Origin of the sequence: Dechloromonas hankyongensis (assembly GCF_022012295.1) — a bacterium.
Taxonomy (GTDB): Bacteria; Pseudomonadota; Gammaproteobacteria; order Burkholderiales; family Rhodocyclaceae; genus Azonexus; species Azonexus hankyongensis.
Genome location: NZ_JAKLTN010000015.1, coordinates 1 through 705 on the forward strand (window position 1 = coordinate 1; position 705 = coordinate 705).

Here is a 705-nt window from a genome sequence, read left to right on the forward strand (position 1 = left end):
CCGTCGGTGTGGCCGTTGATGGTGAGGGTCAGCGTCGCCGTGCTGGTGCTGCCGTCGCCGTCGGTCAGGGTGTAGGTGTAGCTGTCGGTCAGGCTCTGACCGTTGTTCAGGGCGTTCACCGCCGGGTCGGCGTTATTCAGCGTGTAGGTGTAGCTGCCGTCCGCCGCCAGGACCAGGCTGCCGTGGGCCAGCGTGACGCTGGCCGGGGTGACCGGGCTGGCGTGGGCGTCGGCACCGACGGTGTCGTTGCCCAGCACGTTGCCGGTCGCCACCAGGGCGCTGTCTTCGGTGACGGCGTTGCTGTCGGCGACGGCCACCGGCTTGCTGTCGGTGATGGTGATGTCCAGGCTGTCCGGGGTGCTGGTGCCGAGCAGGTCGGTGACGATCACCGGGATGGCGTCGAGGACGTCGGCGTTGCTGTTTTGTAGGGCCGGGTCGTAGGTGTAGCTGACCACGCCGGTGCCCGGGTTGTAGCCGGTGAGGACCAGCGTGCCTTCACCCGTGTTGATCGGGTGCGCCGCCAGGTAGGCCGGGTCGGCGAGTTGCGCCGCCGTGAAGGCGGTGCCGCCCACGCTCAGGCTGCCCAGGCCGGCCGGGGCGCCGACCGTGAAGTTGCCGGCGATGGCGCCGTCGGTTTCGGCCACCGTCTTGTCGCCGTCGGCCGAACCCGGGGCGTTGGTGTCCGGGATCAGGAGCGTCGGGGTG

At 70.4% G+C, this 705-nt stretch carries 1 protein-coding gene; it reads right to left on the reverse strand.

Annotated elements, in window-relative coordinates; all coding sequences use genetic code 11:
- Positions 1 to 705 (reverse strand): VCBS domain-containing protein (locus tag LZ012_RS19740; RefSeq protein WP_275712696.1); only part of this gene is annotated, 705 nt, incomplete at both ends.